Genomic DNA, 17,281 nt, shown 5'->3' with positions numbered 1-17,281 from the left:
GTGGTTACTTTATTTGATAGAATCGGCGCTAAAGTTATTGGGGGAATGGCGATGGCGATGGCGTATAGTTTATTGTTTTTAGGGATCGGCTATGTAAATGGCATGGATGTACTAGAGACAAAGACATTGCTTATTCATCTTGTAACAGCAAATATTGTAGGGCTCATTTTCTCATTTGCCTCATTTGTGTTTGAACGAGAAGAATGGGGGATTTTGAAGCAAACAATCATTCACTTTATCCTTTTACTCGGCACATTTTTACCGATTGCGATTTGGATTGGTTGGGTTCCGGGCCGTCTTGTTCCGATCCTTATTTGCACGGGGAGTTTTCTCATTATTTACTTCATTATATGGTTTGCGATGACAATGTATTGGAAGAAAAAAATTGAAGGCTTAAATAATGGATTGAAATAGGCTTAGGGGAGATTTCCTTTAGGCTCTTTTTTTGGTTTGGCATAGATGTAATTTCCGTTCTATTTTATTTTGTGTAAAAAATAGAATAAGCTTGGACAATCGGTTTTTTGATATATAAATCCATTTTGATTTTAGGGCACATAACCCGCTGCTATGAAGAACAAAAAGTGAACTACACTCATTTTCTATCTTTGTTTTCACTTGGCATGGGGCAGGAAGAGGGGCTGACCGCTTCTATGCATGGCTGGATGCTCTCTCTCGCCTAAAAAGGATGGTTTTATGTCATTTGTTCAATTTGTATTTATATATTTAAACACACTAACCGGCCATCTTTTGCTATTTTTCGATAAAAAAATAAAATTTTTGTTGTAACATGCAACTAGACAACTAAACACTAACCTGTTTTTATACAAATATGTGTTAAAAGCGTGTTGTTTTGTAACACACTACTGATATTTTTGATAACACACTTTTTGAAAGCGGTAACACACAAGAAAAACATTTGATAAAATGTTATTTTTAAGCGGTTTTTAAAAGTTGGCACGGTACTTGCATTAATAAATAGCGTAAAGAAAAATAAAAAAACATAAATTTTTTATATCACACAAGGGGGACTTATTAATGAATATTTTACTTTGTTGTTCAGCAGGGATGTCTACAAGTTTACTAGTTACAAAAATGGAAGCGGCTGCAAAAGCTCGTGGCCTTGAAGGAAAGATTTGGGCTGTATCTGGGGATGCAGTAAAAAACAACATTGATGAAGCAGACGTATTATTATTAGGACCACAAGTTCGCTATATGCTGTCTTCTATGAAAGCGCTTGCTGACGAAAAGAACGTTGGTATCGACGTTATTAATCCAATGCATTACGGCATGATGAATGGGGATGCAGTTTTAGATCACGCAATAACACTTAAAAAATAATTAGGGGGAAGAAATAATGCAAAAGTTTATTGCATTTATGGAGAAGTACATTGTTCCAGTCGCTGGTAAAATCGGATCACAACGTCATTTAGCTGCGATCCGTGACGGATTTATTGCAGTTATGCCACTTATCTTAGTTGGTGCATTTGCATCACTGATTAATGGTTTTCCATCTGAAGCTTTCCAAAACTTTATGAAAGATACATTTGGAGAAGTTTGGAAAGATATCGGTGGTGGAATGTGGACTGGTTCTTTCGCAATTTTAGCACTGAGTGTAGCATTTACAACGGCTTATAATTTAGGGAAATCTTATAATGTTGATGGGCTATCAGCAGGTCTTATTTCATTTTGTTCTTTAATTATTCTTACACCAACAACACCAAAAGAAGGCGGTTTGAATTTCCTTTGGACGGGTGCCCAAGGGTTGTTCGTAGCGATTATTGTAGCACTTCTTGTTACTGAGGTATTTCGTTTCTTCGTTCAAAGGGAAATTACTCTTAAAATGCCGGATGGGGTACCACCAGCAGTTATTAAGTCATTTGCAGCGTTAGTTCCAGCTTTTGTAATTTTAACTGTAGTTGCAGGAATTAAATTAGCAATGAAATTAGCAGGTACAAGTGTTCATGAATTTATCTTTAATACACTTCAAGTACCGCTACAAAGTTTAGCAGGTACATTACCTAGTGCAATTGTTATCGTTTTATTCGTTCATGTTCTTTGGTTCTTTGGTTTACATGGTCCAAATATCGTTGCTGGTATTATTGAACCGTTATACTTACCAGCAATAGAAAAAAATGTTAAATTATTCCAAGATGGAACATCTGCATTTGATGTTCCAAACATTATTACAAAACCATTCTTTGATACATTCGTATATCTTGGTGGTTCTGGTGCGACATTAGCATTCTTAGTAGTGGTATTAATTGTAGCAAAAAGTGCACAATTACGTGGTGTATCTCGTTTATCAATTGGGCCAGGTGCATTCAATATTAACGAACCAGTAATTTTTGGTACACCAATCATTTTAAACCCAATTTTATTCATTCCATTTATTGTAACACCACTTGTATTAGTTATTACTTCTTATATGGCAATTTCTCTTGGCTGGGTGCCAAAAACAGTTGCGATAATTCCGTGGGCAACACCACCAATTATTAGTGGTTATCTTGTAACAGGTGGACACATTTCTGGTGCAATTCTACAATTATTCAACTTTGTGATTGCGATGGTCATTTACTATCCATTTGTTGTGTTATGTGACCGTTCCGTTGTTCGTACTGAAAAAGCAGCAGCGCAGGGAAATAATCAATCCGTAACTATGTAACACAGTATTGTTCTCACAGGCTAACGTAGCCTGTGAGAACAACACCTTTATATCATGTTCCGAAAGATGGCACACATCTAGAAGAACACCAAAACTAGATTAATAAAATAATAATATGATAGACACGTTCAAACTGAAGGGGTATGTCAAATCGGTGGAACTTAATAGAGAGGGCGGTATTTATGATGACTACAGCAGAACAAATTCCATTTCAATTAATTTTACACAGCGGTAACGCAAGAAGTTATGCGATGGAGGCACTGCAATATGCAAAACAGGGGAAATTAGTAGAAGCAGATGAAGCGATGGAAAAAGCGAAAGAAGCCATTAATGAAGCACATCATTTCCAAACAGAGCTTATTCAAGGAGAAGCAAGAGGCGAAAAAACAGAGATTAGCGTTCTTTTAATTCATGCACAAGATCATTTAATGAATTCAATGACTGTAAAAGAGTTAGCAGCAGAATTTATTGATCTTTATAAAAAACTTGATGCAAAAGGAGAATAACATATGAGCGGAATTAAAATTGCTACAATCGGTGGTGGATCTAGTTATACACCAGAATTAATTGAAGGATTTATTAAGCGCTATGATGAGCTTCCGGTTCGTGAAATTTGGCTTGTTGATATTGAAGAAGGAAAAGAAAAGTTAGAAATCGTTGGTGATTTAGCAAAGCGTATGGTGAAAAAAGCTGGTTTGCCAATTGATATTCACTTAACACTGGATCGCCGTGCGGCACTTAAGGGCGCTGACTTTGTAACAACACAACTTCGCGTTGGTTTATTAGAGGCACGCGCGAAAGATGAAGCAATTCCATTAAAATATGATGTAATCGGTCAGGAAACGAATGGTCCTGGTGGATTGTTCAAAGCATTGAGAACGATTCCGGTTATTTTGGATATTTGTAAAGACATGGAAGAGCTTTGTCCAGATGCTTGGCTTATTAACTTCGCTAATCCAGCTGGTATGGTAACAGAGGCTGTACTTCGCTATACAAGCATTCAAAAAGTGGTGGGATTATGTAACGTTCCAATTGGTATTCGTATGGGGCTTGCGAAATTATTAGAAGTCGATGCAAGTCGCGTTCATGTTGATTTTGCAGGTTTAAATCATATGGTATATGGATTAAATGTGTATGTAGATGGAGTAAGTGTGATGGATCGTGTGCTAGAACTCGTAACGGATCCAGAAAATCAAATTACGATGGAAAACATCGCAGCTCTTGATTGGGAGCCAGATTTCATTCGTGCTCTTCGTGCAATTCCATGCCCATACCATCGCTACTACTATAAAACACGTGAAATGCTAGAAGAAGAAAAACAAGCTTCGCTTGAAAAAGGTACACGTGCAGAAGTTGTGAAACAATTAGAAGCTGATTTATTCGAGTTATATAAAGATCCAAATTTAGATATTAAGCCACCGCAATTAGAAAAACGGGGCGGAGCTTATTACAGTGATGCGGCATGTAGTTTAATTACATCTATTTATAATAACAAAGGTGATATTCAACCTGTTAATACGAGAAACAATGGTACAATTGCAAGCTTGCCACATGATTCAGCTGTTGAAGTAAACTGTATGATTACAAAGGATGGTCCGAAGCCGATTACGGTAGGAGACTTACCAGTTTCTGTTCGCGGTTTAGTTCAGCAAATTAAATCATTTGAGCGCACAGCAATTGAAGCGGCTGTTACAGGGGATTATTATAAAGCGCTGCTAGCTATGACAATTAATCCGCTTGTACCATCAGATAAAGTAGCAAAACAAATTTTAGATGAAATGTTGGAAGCACATAAAGAATATCTTCCGCAGTTCTTCCAAAAAGTTGAAAAATAATAAGCGGCGCTGACAAAGCCCGCTTTTTTTTATGCAATTAGGAGGGAAAACGTATGATTCAATTAATCGTAAATGCAGATGATTTTGGTCTTACAGAGGGAGTAAATTATGGAATTATTGAAGGCCATGTAAATGGGCTCGTTAATTCTACAACAATGATGATGAACATGCCAGGAACGAAGCATGCGGTACGCTTAGCGAAAGAATATAAGACACTTGGGGTAGGGGTGCATCTCGTTTTAACAGCGGGCAAACCGCTGCTTACTGATGTACCATCACTTGTAAGTGAAGATGGTTTCTTTCATAAGCAACGTATTGTAAGAGAAGGACGTATAAATCCTGAAGATGTTGAAAGAGAATGGACTGCTCAAATTGAAAAGTTCTTATCTTCTGGACTAACACCAACTCATTTCGATAGCCATCATCATATACATGGTTTACCAATTTTACATGATGTTCTAGAAAGGTTGGCAGAAAAATATAATGTACCGATTCGCAGATGTGACCAAGAGAGAGCAGTACAGCCATTTTCGGATGTGTTTTACAGTGACTTCTATGGTGATGGTGTGCAGAAAGATTATTTTGTTAAGTTAAAAGAGCGTGTGAAGGATGGCGAGTTAGTAGAGGTGATGGCGCACCCTGCTTATATTGATCCTGCGCTTGTGAAGCTTTCTTCTTATGTAATAGATCGTGTGAAAGAGTTACGCATTTTAATAGAATGTGAGTTGCCAGAAGGGATAGAGCTTGTGAAGTTTTGATATATATAACCTGAAATTTTGGTTGGAAAAGAGGATCCGCTTATGGATAGAAGCGGTCAGAGCTTTTTTTATTCCCATGCCAAGTGAAGCCAAAAGGAGTAAGAGAGAGGAGATCTTCTTTTGGTTCCCAAGCCATGATTTATATGCTTGAGAATCAAAATTTCTAGAGTAGAAAAGACGGTTTATTAAGACCGTCTTTTTGTATTAATAGATAATAGAAATAATATAGCCGCTGAAAGCACCCAGAACAACTATGATCCATGGTGGTGTTTTCCAAAATGTTACTAGACAAAATAGGAGAGAGGCAATGACAAAGTCAGACGTACCTTGGATGGAGCTTGTCCAAATTGGATTGTAAAAAGCAGCTAGTAAAATGCCAACAACAGCGGCATTAACGCCAAGGAGTGCGCCTTGTACATAAGATAAGCGTCTAACTTGATCCCAAAATGGCAGTACGCCAATGACAAGTAAGAATGCAGGGAGGAAGATAGCAATTGTCGCAAGAGTAGCTCCTAACGTCCCATCTAGCACAGCTCCTATGTAAGATGCAAATGTAAACAGAGGACCTGGAACGCCTTGTGTTAGGCCGTATCCTGCTAGAAACTGTTCTTTTGTCATCATCCCATGTAATACAAATTCATTTTCGAGAAGAGGAAGAACGACATGTCCCCCGCCAAACACGAGTGAGCCAGAGCGATAGAAACTATCAAACATGGCGATCCAGTGTGAAAATGGTCGTAAGATTGGTAACAGGAATAATAAACTAAAGAATAGTAGGAGACATGTGGCGGCTGTTATACGTGAAACAGGAATATGTGTTTTACTAGCAGGCGAAATTTCATGCTTACGATATAAGAGCCAACCGATAAGACTAGCAACTAGAATAAGTGCAACTTGTGTCCAAGCACTTGGAAATAACAATGCGATTGCAGCAGTAAGGATGACAATGGTTGCTCGGTTTCGGTCTAGTATTAAATTTTGAGCCATTCCCCATATTGCATGGGCAACAATTGCTACTGCTACAAGTTTTAAACCATGAATCCAACCAGCATCCACTACATAAAACTGCTGGAGTAGTGAAGCGGAAAAGACAAGAATAAAAACTGATGGGAGTGTAAATCCGGCCCAAGCGACTATAGCTCCAAGAAGTCCTCCGCGCGATAAACCGATGCCAATTCCAACTTGACTGCTTGCAGGGCCGGGAAGGAATTGACAGAGTGCCACTAAATCTCCATAGCTTCGTTCATCTATCCATTTTCGTTTTTGTACATATTCGTGATGGAAGTATCCAAGGTGAGCGACAGGTCCTCCAAAAGAAGTAAGGCCTAGTTTAAGTGATACGAGAAAAATTTCTATTATAATTTTCAAGAGAGCCTCCTTAGTACATGTAAATATATAAATGCCAATTGAAAAAATGAGATAAAATCATTCTTTTTTAGGTGGGCAAGAGAATCCAGATTTATATATACATGTATTATACAAGAGTTAGTTTGATGAGTGGAATTAGGATTACGTAAAGTTTTCGTAAAGATTCTTTGATAGGAAGAGGAGAACGTATAAAAAGCAACGTTGAAACAGTCATAATTGGTCGTGCCTTGGCAATAAATTAGTTAAAGGGATATCAGTATGCATTTGAAATTTAGATAAGGAGAATGTTGCTAGTATGACAAAACACTTTGTTGCTAAGCTAAAAGGTGATAATGAATTACCTCCTGTAAAAACAAAAGCCTATGGGGTAGCAGAATTGATCTTTAATAGCGATTTCACAAAATTACATTATAGGGTTATTTTGAAAAATATTGAGAAGGTAACATCTTGCCAAATTCATTTAGGAAAAGGGGATCAGACAGGACCGGTAGTTATTTTTTTATATGGACCTATGAAGCCGGGAATTAGCGTGAAGCAAGGAGCGATAACGGGTGTGGTGTCTGCTGAAGAGTTAGAAGGTCCTTTACAAGGAAAGAAATTTGAAAATCTTGTGCAGGCAATTGATGCAGTGAATGCATATGTAAATGTTCATACAAAGGCACATGCGCGGGGAGAAATTCGCGGGAACGTAAAGGAGTATAGTCGATCGATGAGCCGCTAAGTAAACACATCCGTGAATATGAGTATTCACGGATGTGTTTACGTTATTCTTTTTTTTCTGGTTGATTCTTTATGAAAAAGTCCATTACATAAAACACTTCGTCATCTGGAATTTGTACGTCAAATGTATTTTCAATCGGTTGCAGAGCTTTTTTCACTTTCATATACATCCAGTATTCATCTTGTCTACGAGTTTCTTTATCAGGATAAGGGAGGAGTTTTTCTCCCTTTTGCAATCGGTCGATCATACAGCTCATATGCAAAATAACGCCCATTAAACTATCAGGATTTAACTGTAAGGAGATGAGCTCTTGAATTGTATTGAGTGCATATCGTATTGTTTTTATCATTAGTGCTCCATCATCGCGCTGCATTTGTTGCCCGAGAATGTCAGCCATTTTTGCGTATGTTTCTTCATATGTAATTAATTCTTGGATTGGTTGAATCGCTTTGTAGTTTACAATATCTTGGAAATGATACGTTAAACATGGGACTTGTACATCAAAGTTGGTGACAATACAAATCATATTGCGTTCTTTTTTTATGTTTTCGATCATTTTTGTTAAGTCTTTTTCATGAACAATACTAATTGGAATAATTTCTATTAAATCTTTATCAAATCTTAAATAGTTTTCCAGCATTTTTTGGATGGCCAGTGCGCTTCCTTCTCCTGTTAAACAAGCTGTTAAAATGACTGATTTCATTGGAGCGAGTGGCTTTTTCTTTTCTTCTTGTACGTTCAGGTAAAATGGTGTTAAGTTTTTCACAGTTTCATATAACGCATCTAACGAGTAACCGAGCTGGGCCTTTCGAGCTGCTTCTAGTACGTGCGGCGTACTTGTCATTGAGAGAACACGTACAGGGATATGAAATTCAGTCTCTAATATATCGCCAATGTAAGCGAGTGATCCCATATCAACAAGTAAAAGAAGACCATTTATAGACCCGAGTGTTTTCATATATACTTTTACTCGTTCTAAGAAATCTTTCGGTGATTCATGAAGCGGCATATCAATTCCTGTTACTTCATCAATACCGAGAAGCTCGTTGGCGACATTTGCCATTTCTATTGCGATACCATTGCCGTGAGCCAAAATTAATACTTTTACTTCTGTTTGGGATGCTGGAATAGGATCGACAACGAAAAACATTGTTAAAAATCCTGCTTCATCAATTGGCATTGTAACTTGTAATTCTTCTTCTAGTAGCTGAATGCACTGCATGGCTACCGAGAAGGCTTCTTTATATTTTGTGCGAATTTGATTGAGCTGCGGGTGGTGAATTTGTTTCCCGCCTTGCAATCGTTGTAAAGTTGTCTGTACATGTAAACTTAAAGCGAGAAATACTTTCTCATCGAATGTTTTAGCTAAATGTTTTTCTGCCAGTTCAGCAATTTTTTCGCAAACGGAAACGATATTTCGATCGACAATTTTGAAGACGTTTTCATGAGTTGTCTTTTTTGACATTTGATTAAAATATTGAACGAAGAAGCTTTGGATATCGTTGTCGATGAGCAATTCTAATTCTTCTTCTTCAATCCCGCGTGCTTGTAGTTCTTCATATTTATGGTCAATGTAATCATAAATGGAAGAGCGTGTATCTTCTGTTTTATGTTTACTCCATCCTTTATCACTTGTAAACACAAATGTTTCATTTGGTACTTGATATAGATGGCGGCTTTTTCTTTCGATAAATAAGCCTTCTTTCATGTACCATGGTAAATCAGTACTAGAAACGCGTACAAAGTCTCTTTTCTTTGTGACAAAATCAGAATAAGCCTTTGCGCAGGCAATTTGTACATCGGTTTTTAATTGCCCGATATTGTTTGGACATTGATAAAAGACGAAAGCGCGCATTGTATTTGGGCTAACATGAATTTTCTTTCGCAAGCGAATCGCTTCATTTGTAAAGAAGAGTTGCAATAGGGTGAAGCGTTCCTGATACGTGCGCTCACGAAGTGGTGGAAGCGTTACAGTCATCGGAATGCGCCTTGTAAATGTTTTGAGTAAAAATGAGTTCGGTTCTTCTGTTGTTGCTGTAATAATGAGTACGCGTGCCTGACGTTCGTTTTCTGTTTCTCCAAGGCGACGATACACGCCGCGATCAATAAATGTAAAGAGCATTTCTTGTCCTTCTGGCGGAAGTCGGTGCACTTCATCTAGAAAGAGAATGCCTTCATGTGCTTTTTCGATTAATCCTTTTTGGTCACTTGCACCAGTGTAAGCACCTTTCTTAATCCCGAAAAGTTGTCCAAGAAGAAGCTGTGGATTATTTGCGTAATCCGCACAGTTAAAAACGATAAACGGTGCCGATTTTGGAAGCTGATTGACTTCAATTGCGTATTCATGCATTAAAGATGCAAACATAGACTTACCAACGCCTGTTTCCCCAAGTAGTAATGTATGCATACCATTTGGAGGATAGAGTACAGCGGCTTTTGCTTTTTCAATTGCAATTTTGAGACTTGTGTTTTCTTTGGCAAAGGCATCAAGTGAAGTATCATCATTTGAATGCGTTTCCATAGGAAGGTTAACTTCTAAATAGAAACGGACAGGACGAGTTCCTGTTTTAGATAAACGACCATCTTTCACAAGTTTATTTAAATCACTGCTTACATTTGCACGATCTAGCTTTAAAAGTGTAGCGAGTTCAGACGCTGTTACACCTTCTGAGTAAGTCCCTTTTTTTATTGCATTATAAATGAGGTCCACTCGTTTCATTTTTCTTCACCTCGAAACTTCATCACTATTTAAAATTTTACACAAAAATAGGAAATGTGGGAAGAAAAAAGAATAAACAGCTCCAGTATTTATACTCAAGCTGTTATAATCTTGTGTCCTTCCAAAAATTAACTTCTAAATGAGAGGAAGGATTATATGGGAGAAGTGTGTATCCCTTCGCCTTAAGGTAGTCAATTACTTTTGGAAGAATTTGCACGGTGACGCTAGAGTCGTGCATTAAAATAACTTCAACTTGTTCGTCACTTTGGTTTATTACCCGTTCTAGTATAGCAGAAGGATTGTGATAACTTTTCCAGTCATATGTATCGATTGTCCAGTCCCACATTTTGTACCGAGCAGAAACAAGTGCATCACGATAATTCTTTTTTAAATAAGGCATACTACCATATGGAACGCGGACGAGGTGTGTATCCAAACTTGCTATATGGCTGACAATTGAGCGGGCTTGTTCCATTTCGGTAATTAAAATGGAGGGATCACCAGTGTATAGACGTTTCACATCATGAGACATGCTATGAAGCCCGATATAGTGACCTTCTTGTACGAGTCGTTTCATTGTTTTAGGATAATGTGAAACTTTGCCGCCAATTACAAAGAAGGTTGCTTTTCCTTGTTTTTGTTTTAAGATGTTTAAAATTTGTGTTGTATATTTGTTTGGTCCATCATCGAATGTTAAGTATGCAATTTTGGATGGAAGAGCCGCTTCCTGAATTGGAGATTGATGTATACGTGGGGAGTTAGCGGCAGCTTCGGTATAGGATACTGAACATGTAGTCATACACAAAAATATAATTGTGCATCGAAATATTTGCTTCATCATCATACTCACCCTCAGTCTAACAGTCATGAAGAAGGAATGCAGATCCATTTTCATTATTCCCTTTATATGTATATCTTTCTCCAATAGAAGAACTCTCAAACAAACTATATTTTGGAAATGAAAATAGCACCCTTTCTAAAAAAGAAAGAGTGCTATTGGAATATTTTTTATTAGTAAAGGCTATACTACAATTATTCTTCGCGTTTTTTTACTTTTTTATAGAAGGAAATAATTGGTTGGTAACGTTCGTGTACAATACCAATGATCTCTGCTACTAATTCCGTGAAGAAGATTAAAGCGAACAGTAGGATAACGGATAACCATAATGTTGCGCTCGTGAATATAATCGCATTGACGCTAAAGAAAATCCCAAATGCGTAAATAATTAGTACCGTTGTACGGTGAGAGAATCCCATTGCTAATAGACGATGATGTAAATGGGACTTATCTGGTGCAGAAATTGGTTTTTTATTTACAACACGACGAATAATCGCAAAGGTTGTATCGAATACTGGTACACCTAAAATAATAATTGGAACAACAAAGCTGAATAATGTTACGCTTTTGTATAGTCCAAGTAACGAGATAACAGAAATACAATATCCTAAAAACAGTGCACCTGTGTCTCCCATAAAAATTTTTGCTGGATGGAAGTTATAGAATAAAAATCCAAGTGTACTTGCAAGTGCAATAAGTGCCAACGGTAAAATAATGACAGCACCAGTACCGATAGGACTAGTAAAGGCCATATATGCTAAGGTAGCAAGGACGATAGATGAAATCCCAGCGGATAGTCCATCTAATCCGTCAATTAAGTTAATGGCATTTGTAATACCGACAATCCAGAATACTGTAATTGGATATGCAAGTAGCCCAAGCTCTGTATCACCTAGTATTGGAATGTATAGAACTTGCACTAATAATCCACTTTTTACAATGAGTGCGGCAATCATTAGTTGTCCACCAAATTTTACCTTTGCTGATAATTCATACATGTCATCTAAAATACCGATAATGACGATGATGACAGCTCCTACACTAATTGACATCATTCTTTCTTCGTACAATCCACTAACAAAAAATCCTACAGCTACACCAATGAAAATTGCTAGTCCGCCTAGGCGAGGCATAATTTTTTGGTGTACTTTACGTGCGTTTGGCTTATCGGTTGCTCCGATTTTTAATGCTAATTTGATGACGAAGGGAGTAACGGCTAATACGGTAATGAAAGATGCCAAAATTGCATAAATCACTTGTGAGTCCATTAATACCCCACCTTTTATATTTTAACGTAGTTTTTCTTTTTAATTATCTGAAAATTTTGATGCTTATTTGCAGGCTCATAACATATGGTATCACAAAAAGATTAGAATTCAATCTTTTTTCTTTTACACCGTAATTGAAAATGAATAAAAAATATGACGAATGCGATGTCTTATAAAAAGGTTGCGATATAGTTGCTCCTGAACTTATACCGCTTATCTTTGAATTTGTAGTATCGATTTATCATTTGTACATACGAGTTCTTTTCGTAAGTAGGAATGTTATGACGCCGCTGGTAATCAATCTCTTTACTATAAGTGTTGCACGTTAAAATACGTATGTTTCATGTTAAAGTATGGAAATTTCTAATATGTTTGATAATAGAACAGTTTGTAAAGAAATGCATGCAAATAAATGATGGTATTTTACAAAATCTTAAAAAAAGAAAGAGAAAACGTCTCATATAATAGGGAATAGGAGCCAGCGTGCGAGTTCCATGTTCATTTTTCGTATGAGAGGGGGAAGGACAGAGTACGTAACCGCATCCATGTTACGTACTCTGTGCGGAGCGTGTAATGAAAATTACAGTGATAGGTACTGGATATGTTGGATTAATTACTGGGGTAGGATTAGCCACATTAGGTCATTCAGTTACTTGTTTTGATATAGATCAAGAGAAAATAGCGCGAATAAAGCAAGGAGAAATGCCTATTTATGAACCGGATTTAGAGGGATTTATAGAGACCACTGTCCAAGAAAAAAAGCTCGTGTTTACATCAAGTCAACTAGAAGCATTTAAGCAGGTAAGTTTCATATTTGTAGCAGTAGGCACACCTTCTTTACCAGATGGAACAGCGGATTTAACATATATTCGTAATAGCTGTTATGCAATTGGTACGTACGCCAATTCAGATGTAATTGTTGTTACAAAAAGTACAGTTCCTGTAGGGACAAACAATCAAATGAAGGAATGGATCGAGGAGAAATTGCAAGGGCGACATACGATACAGATCGTATCCAATCCAGAGTTTTTACGTGAAGGTTCTGGTATATATGATTTTTTTCATGGTGATCGTATCGTCATAGGATCAGAAACAGAAGAAATTGCCGAGAAGGTAGAGTGGTTATATAGTAAGCTGTCCATTCCGACGTTTGTTACAGATATTCGCAGTAGTGAGATGATTAAATATGCTTCAAATGCTTTTTTAGCCACAAAAATTAGCTTTATCAATGAAATCTCTCATATATGCGAGAAAGTGGATGCGGATGTATTAGAAGTAGCAGTTGGTATGGGGATGGATCGGCGAATCAGTCCTCACTTTTTACAAGCAGGTATTGGGTATGGGGGTTCATGTTTTTCAAAAGACACAAATGCTCTCGTTCAAATTGCGGGTAATGTTGAACATGATTTTCGGTTACTAAAAGCGGTCATTGAAGTGAATAATAAACAACAAATGATGCTTGTTAAAAAAGCGAGAAATGTACTAAATATGAGGGGAAAGCAAGTTGCGGTGTTAGGTGCGGCCTTTAAACCGAATACAAATGATATTAGGGAAGCGCCGTCGCTGCTCGTTATAAAAGAATTATTAGAGATAGGAGCAAAGGTAAGTGTATATGATCCGCAGGCTATTGGGCATATGCAACAGTTGTTTAGAGACAAAATAAAATATACAACTGATTTAGATGAGGCCATCATAGAAGCTGATGCAGCGTTTATCATAACGGAGTGGGAATCTATACGAACGTACCCATTAGAGAAGTATGTGAAGCTGATGCGTGAACCTATTTTATTTGATGGGAGAAATTGTTATACTGGGGAAGATGTTGAGAAACATAGAATAGACTATTATTCTATTGGCAGAAAGAGCATCTGTAATAGGAAAAGTTTTACTGCCTATTAAGAACGCTTTCTTTTGTCCTTGTATACTCTCCTATATAATGGGGGGAACAATGCTGTATAAAACCATGTGGATTTGCCGGCAATTAAGTTGTGATTATGAAAAAGAAAGGAGATTTTTTTTATCTTTTTTTTTCACTTGGCATGGCGTTAAAAGCAGGTCTAGCCTATGCATAGACGCTCGCTCCCACTTAAAATGATAGGTTTTATGTTAATTTTTACATATTGTAACTATTGAAAGAAAAGAGGCAATAAAATGACTGAGCGTTTAAAAGTAATGACGATTTTTGGAACACGTCCAGAGGCAATTAAAATGGCACCTCTTGTATTAGAGTTACAAAAACACCCTGAGCGAATTGAGTCAATTGTAACAGTAACAGCGCAGCATCGCCAAATGTTAGATCAAGTATTAGATATTTTTGGTATTACACCAGATTTTGATTTGAATATCATGAAAGACCGTCAAACATTAATTGATATTACAACACGTGGTCTACAAGGTTTAGATAAAGTAATGAAAGAAGCAAAGCCGCACATTGTTCTTGTACATGGAGATACAACAACTACCTTTATTGCAAGCCTTGCTGCTTTTTATAATCAAATTCCGATTGGTCATGTGGAAGCTGGTTTGCGCACATGGGATAAATATTCTCCATATCCGGAAGAAATGAACCGTCAATTAACAGGTGTAATGGCAGATCTTCATTTCTCTCCTACAGCAAAATCAGCAACGAACTTGCAACAAGAAAATAAAAATGAAGCACATATTTTCATAACAGGAAATACAGCGATTGATGCACTGAAAACGACAGTGAAAGAAAAATATAGTCATCCGGTGCTTGAGAAGCTTGGAAATGACCGACTTGTACTTATGACAGCACATCGTCGTGAAAATTTAGGAGAACCAATGCGTAACATGTTCCGTGCAATTAAGCGCCTTGTTGAAAAGTATGAAGATATACAGGTTGTATATCCAGTACATATGAATCCTGTTGTGCGCGAAACAGCTAACGATATTTTAGGGGATCATAACCGTATTCACTTAATTGAACCGCTAGATGTTATTGATTTCCATAACGTTGCCGCACGTTCATACTTAATGTTAACAGATTCTGGTGGTGTACAAGAAGAAGCGCCATCTCTTGGTGTACCGGTTCTTGTCCTCCGTGATACGACAGAGCGTCCAGAAGGTATTGAAGCAGGTACGTTAAAACTAGCAGGAACAGATGAAGAAACAATCTTCACACTTGCAGATGAATTGTTATCGAACAAAGAAGCGCATGACAAAATGGCGCAGGCATCTAATCCTTACGGTGATGGCCTAGCTTCAGAGCGTATTGTAGAAGCGATTTTACAATATTTTAATAAAAAGTAAGTAAAAAGAGCCTCTTCCCCTATCTGTCGATCTAGGGAGAGGCTCTTTGTTTTGCTGCTTTATTGATGATTCCGCATTAACCATTCTGCGTTCGCGTTCGTCGAAGGAAGTTCTTCCTCCTCCTTTTTCTTAGTAGGTGGAGTGTTTGAATTTGTATTTGAATCAGTTGTAGCATTCGTGTTTGTCTTATCCTGTTCTAAGTTTTTCGAAAGGATATTGCGAACGTTTTGAACGCTTTTTTCGTCTGGGATAAAGTAATAAATATCGTTTATTTTTTTATCGGCACCTTCTAATTTAATCGTTTGTATAGTAGAAGGGTCGAAGCCAGCAAACTTACTATATAAGGACAGACCGTCAGAGACAGGTATATCAGTTTTTATATATTTTCCAACAACTTCTGTTAAGTCTTTAATTTTAAAGACAGTGGAAGCGGAATTTAGTTTATGAGCAACTGCAGCAAGTACTTGTCGTTGTCTTGCAGCACGGCCATAATCCCCATTTGGGTCTTGTTTTCGCATACGGACATAAGCGAGTGCTTCTTCCCCATTTAATTCTTGTTTACCTTGTTTAAACTGAATGAGTTTGTAGTAATCGATATCAGATCGTTCTTCAAAATCGAACGGAACATCAACTGTAATGCCGCCGACAGCATCGACAATGCCTTTAAAGCCTTTGAAATCGATTTTAATATAATGGTCAACAGGTACACCAAAAAACAGCTCGACGGTATCTATGGCCATTCTCTCTCCGCCATAAGCATGTGCGGCGTTAATTTTATCTTTTTTATTTTTTCCAGCAATCGTAACACGTGAGTCACGTGGAATACTCATAAGCGAAACACTTTTAGTTTGTGGATCAATTTTTGCGAGCATAAGGGAATCTGTTCGTCCATTTTGTCCATCTGTGGCATAATCTTCAATTCCCATAATGAGGACATTGAAAGGTTCTTTTGTAATTTTTACATTTGTTTCACGTAATTTGGATTTATCACGAGTATAACCACTATACATCTCCATAAGCGATGAATAAGAATTAAATGCATAAAGTCCTACACTACTAATGAGGCCTATAACAATGAGATAGATGAAAAATCTACGTCTACGCTTTTTTTTAATTCTTCTCTTTTGGAGATGATGATAACGCTTTTCCATACATAATCTCCTTTTAATTATATGTTATTGTTGCATAACGTTTTGCTCTAAATAAAGCATATCGTCTTCTTGTATTGTACATTTCCCATTTGTTAACTCAATCATCCAATTTGTGAAAACTTGTTTTTGATCTTCTTCCACATAAGTGTCAAAGGTCACATTTTCTAGGTAATGTATATCTTTAATTGCATAGTTGGAGTGACGTAATTCGTTTTCAATTTTTCCGAGCAGTGTATAGTCGACTGCTGTTTTCATAACTCGCATTAATTTTCTTTCAACGACACCTACATGGTTAATTCCTTCGCTTGTACATTTTCCATATGCGCGAATTAAACCACCAGCACCAAGTTTAATACCACCAAAATAGCGTGTGACGACAACGACGGTATCTTTTAAGCCTCGTTTTTTTAATACCTCTAGCATCGGCACACCAGCTGTACCACTTGGTTCCCCGTCATCATTTGCCTTTTGAATTTGATCTTGTTCTCCAATTAAATAGGCCGAACAGTTATGCGTTGCGTTCCAATGTTGCTTTTTTATTTTTTGAATAAATTCTTGCGCTTCTTCCTCTGTTTTCGCGCGGCTTATATAGCAAATGAAACGTGATTTTTGAATGACAATCTCGTGCTCACCGTATTCTTTAATTGTTAAATATTGTAATAGCAATGGTATGCTCCTACCTTTCAAGATT

General features: G+C 37.2%; 15 protein-coding genes. 9 read left to right on the top strand and 6 right to left on the bottom strand.

Annotated features, from left to right (window positions below; translation table 11 throughout):
* From ACX5JI_RS15130 to chbG, 6 genes are all read left to right on the top strand, one after another.
* Complete coding sequence (locus ACX5JI_RS15130; protein ID WP_459501856.1) at positions 1–414, top strand: DUF3021 domain-containing protein; 414 nt, start codon at positions 1–3, stop codon at positions 412–414.
* A gap of 621 nt (positions 415–1,035) precedes the next feature.
* A complete protein-coding gene (locus ACX5JI_RS15125; RefSeq protein WP_459501855.1) occupies positions 1,036–1,338 on the top strand; it encodes a PTS sugar transporter subunit IIB in 303 nt (100 codons plus the stop codon).
* A gap of 16 nt (positions 1,339–1,354) precedes the next feature.
* Positions 1,355–2,662 carry a PTS cellobiose transporter subunit IIC gene (gene celB, locus ACX5JI_RS15120; protein WP_459501854.1) on the top strand — a complete coding sequence of 436 codons (1,308 nt, stop codon included), beginning with the start codon at positions 1,355–1,357 and terminating at the stop codon, positions 2,660–2,662.
* A 182-nt stretch (positions 2,663–2,844) separates the two neighbouring features.
* The gene (locus ACX5JI_RS15115) at positions 2,845–3,168 is read left to right on the top strand and encodes a PTS lactose/cellobiose transporter subunit IIA (protein ID WP_459501853.1); all 324 of its coding nucleotides are present in this window, start codon (positions 2,845–2,847) and stop codon (positions 3,166–3,168) included.
* A gap of 3 nt (positions 3,169–3,171) precedes the next feature.
* A complete protein-coding gene (locus ACX5JI_RS15110; protein ID WP_459501852.1) occupies positions 3,172–4,497 on the top strand; it encodes a 6-phospho-beta-glucosidase in 1,326 nt (441 codons plus the stop codon).
* A 53-nt stretch (positions 4,498–4,550) separates the two neighbouring features.
* Positions 4,551–5,255, top strand: a complete 705-nt coding sequence (gene chbG, locus ACX5JI_RS15105) for a chitin disaccharide deacetylase (RefSeq protein WP_459501851.1) — start codon at positions 4,551–4,553, stop codon at positions 5,253–5,255.
* Positions 5,256–5,459: 204 nt separating this feature from the next.
* On the opposite strand, the gene ACX5JI_RS15100 is transcribed toward chbG, so the two are convergent.
* Positions 5,460–6,623, bottom strand: a complete 1,164-nt coding sequence (locus ACX5JI_RS15100) for a chromate transporter (RefSeq protein WP_459501850.1) — start codon at positions 6,621–6,623, stop codon at positions 5,460–5,462.
* 295 nt (positions 6,624–6,918) lie between these two features.
* Here ACX5JI_RS15100 and ACX5JI_RS15095 point away from each other — a divergent pair, with 295 nt between their 5' ends.
* Positions 6,919–7,344 (top strand): CHRD domain-containing protein, encoded by a 426-nt coding sequence (locus tag ACX5JI_RS15095; RefSeq protein WP_459501849.1) that lies wholly within the window; start codon positions 6,919–6,921, stop codon positions 7,342–7,344.
* A gap of 43 nt (positions 7,345–7,387) precedes the next feature.
* Here ACX5JI_RS15095 and ACX5JI_RS15090 read toward each other — a convergent pair whose 3' ends face one another.
* The 3 genes from ACX5JI_RS15090 to tagO form a co-directional block, all read right to left on the bottom strand.
* Positions 7,388–10,063 (bottom strand): sigma-54-dependent transcriptional regulator, encoded by a 2,676-nt coding sequence (locus ACX5JI_RS15090; protein WP_459501848.1) that lies wholly within the window; start codon positions 10,061–10,063, stop codon positions 7,388–7,390.
* A 103-nt stretch (positions 10,064–10,166) separates the two neighbouring features.
* On the bottom strand, positions 10,167–10,904 hold the full coding sequence (locus ACX5JI_RS15085; protein ID WP_459501847.1) for a polysaccharide deacetylase family protein: 738 nt from the start codon (positions 10,902–10,904) through the stop codon (positions 10,167–10,169).
* A gap of 191 nt (positions 10,905–11,095) precedes the next feature.
* Positions 11,096–12,169 (bottom strand): UDP-N-acetylglucosamine--undecaprenyl-phosphate N-acetylglucosaminephosphotransferase TagO, encoded by a 1,074-nt coding sequence (gene tagO / locus ACX5JI_RS15080; RefSeq protein WP_459501846.1) that lies wholly within the window; start codon positions 12,167–12,169, stop codon positions 11,096–11,098.
* Positions 12,170–12,742: 573 nt separating this feature from the next.
* Here tagO and ACX5JI_RS15075 point away from each other — a divergent pair.
* Positions 12,743–14,068: a UDP-glucose dehydrogenase family protein gene (locus ACX5JI_RS15075; protein ID WP_459501845.1), complete on the top strand. Its 1,326-nt coding sequence runs from the start codon at positions 12,743–12,745 to the stop codon at positions 14,066–14,068.
* Between the two features lie 252 nt (positions 14,069–14,320).
* Positions 14,321–15,439, top strand: a complete 1,119-nt coding sequence (wecB, locus tag ACX5JI_RS15070; RefSeq protein WP_459501844.1) for a non-hydrolyzing UDP-N-acetylglucosamine 2-epimerase — start codon at positions 14,321–14,323, stop codon at positions 15,437–15,439.
* A 59-nt stretch (positions 15,440–15,498) separates the two neighbouring features.
* Here the strand turns inward: wecB and ACX5JI_RS15065 are convergent, their stop codons facing one another.
* Both ACX5JI_RS15065 and ACX5JI_RS15060 read right to left on the bottom strand, forming a co-directional pair.
* On the bottom strand, positions 15,499–16,590 hold the full coding sequence (locus ACX5JI_RS15065; RefSeq protein ID WP_459501843.1) for an LCP family protein: 1,092 nt from the start codon (positions 16,588–16,590) through the stop codon (positions 15,499–15,501).
* A gap of 24 nt (positions 16,591–16,614) precedes the next feature.
* A complete protein-coding gene (locus ACX5JI_RS15060) occupies positions 16,615–17,256 on the bottom strand; it encodes a YigZ family protein (protein WP_459501842.1) in 642 nt (213 codons plus the stop codon).
* Positions 17,257–17,281: the final 25 nt, after the last annotated feature.

This window comes from Bacillus sp. C1, from assembly GCF_054570475.1.
This window is presented reverse-complemented; position numbering and strand designations above follow the sequence as displayed.